Origin of the sequence: Enterococcus thailandicus (genome assembly GCF_001886265.1) — a bacterium.
GTDB lineage: Bacteria > Bacillota > Bacilli > Lactobacillales > Enterococcaceae > Enterococcus_B > Enterococcus_B thailandicus.
Window position 1 is genome coordinate 1 of record NZ_JXLE01000040.1, and the last position, 1,573, is coordinate 1,573.

General features: G+C 32.5%; 2 protein-coding genes. Both read left to right on the forward strand.

Annotated elements, in window-relative coordinates; genetic code table 11:
• Positions 1 to 102: 102 nt before the first annotated feature.
• Positions 103 to 531 (forward strand): thioredoxin family protein, encoded by a 429-nt coding sequence (locus RV17_RS12930; protein WP_071869445.1) that lies wholly within the window; start codon positions 103 to 105, stop codon positions 529 to 531.
• Positions 532 to 544: 13 nt separating this feature from the next.
• Complete coding sequence (locus RV17_RS12935; RefSeq protein WP_071869446.1) at positions 545 to 1,264, forward strand: hypothetical protein; 720 nt, start codon at positions 545 to 547, stop codon at positions 1,262 to 1,264.
• The last annotated feature ends 309 nt before the right edge of the window (positions 1,265 to 1,573 follow it).

Genomic DNA, 1,573 nt, shown 5'->3' on the forward strand with positions numbered 1-1,573 from the left:
TCTTGCAGTTAGTTTTGGAGTTACATCTACAATTTTTTATCTTTTTCAAAAGACACACAATAAGTAAAAAAATTTAAAAATGGTAAGAGGAAAGGGTGGATTATGAAAATAACTAAAAAACTAAAGTGGGTGATAATGAGCTGTGTCCTTGTGATAGTAGCTAGCTTAGGTATGTATAAAGTAATCACCAATCCGTCAGTAAACTATGAAATGAAGACTTTTCAAATGAAAAAAATTGATACAGATAGTCTCGAAGACCTTTCGAAAGATAAGGGAGTATACACTATATATATTGGACGTAAGACTTGTCCTGATTGTGTAAGTTTAATCAACCAAACAACAAAGGTACTAAACGATGAAAAACAAAGCAAAGTTTACTATTTTGATACCGATCAACAACGAAATGATAAGAACTTTGATGAAGTGACTGACAGCTTAAATATAGGTTTTGTTCCAGTAATATTAAAAATTAAAGATGGTAACATTACCCAATTAACTGCGGAAGATATTAACAATTATGGTCAAAATTGAAGGAGGATTTCAGATGAATAAGGTAAAAAATGTATTGTTAGTTGTAATGACAGTGTTGGTAACAATTGTTTCATCAGCAAATTTAGGTTTGATCAATGTGGATGCATCCGTGGTATCATCAACCGCATCAATGCAAGAACTGGCTACAAAAATGAAGAAAATTGATAATCAGGAACTTTCAAAACAGCTTGAAAATGTCATCCATAAAGAAGTAGCCTCAAAGGATTTAACCTTGTTAGAAACTGAGAACGTTTTAGAATTTGAAAAACTAACTTTGTCTAAAGTAGATGATTATACTATTGCTACTATCCCATATAAGAACAGCGAGACATATAATATTATGAGTAATCTTTCAGTTGTATTTGATGCGAGTGGAAATATCATAAATTATTCAGAGCAACAGTTAACACAGTCAGATCACAATACTTTTTGGGTTAAGCAGTCTGCTGATGGGCATGTAGTTTTGGATAAAGATTTAGGGACAGAATATTTATCTAATACTGAAACTTTGTCAGGTATTAATGAGTTGAAAAAAGTTAGTCAAACAAGGGGATTAGACCTCAAATGTTTTGGTGCAGTTGTAGGTGCGGGTGCGGCAGTTTGTGCTACAATTGCTAAATTATGTGGCACACCTTGCGCGTTGACTGCTGTGATTTGCGGGGTATGTGTTGGAGGAATTATTGTTATAGGCGGGGGTAGTATAGTTGGAGCAATTGTTGCATGTTGGAAATAGTTTCTGATGTTGTAATTGTAGTATTTCCATTCTTAGTTTATATGTTTATAGGTATTAACAGAAAAAAATGGTTATCTTGGACTCAAAATAAACAAGTTTTTTTTCTTCTTAGTTGGTTAGCTGTATCTGCTGTACTAGTATATTCTGATCTCTATATCTTAGTTTTAGTATCAATAGTGCTTTTTTTAATCGAGCTTTACTTGTAGGTAATAAATTTTTTTAATTGTAATTTTGAAAAAGTTCCTGAAGTAGTAAGAAACGAAAAAATAGAATCTTGTCAGATGGTGGTGGAGAGCCGGAATTTCTGCT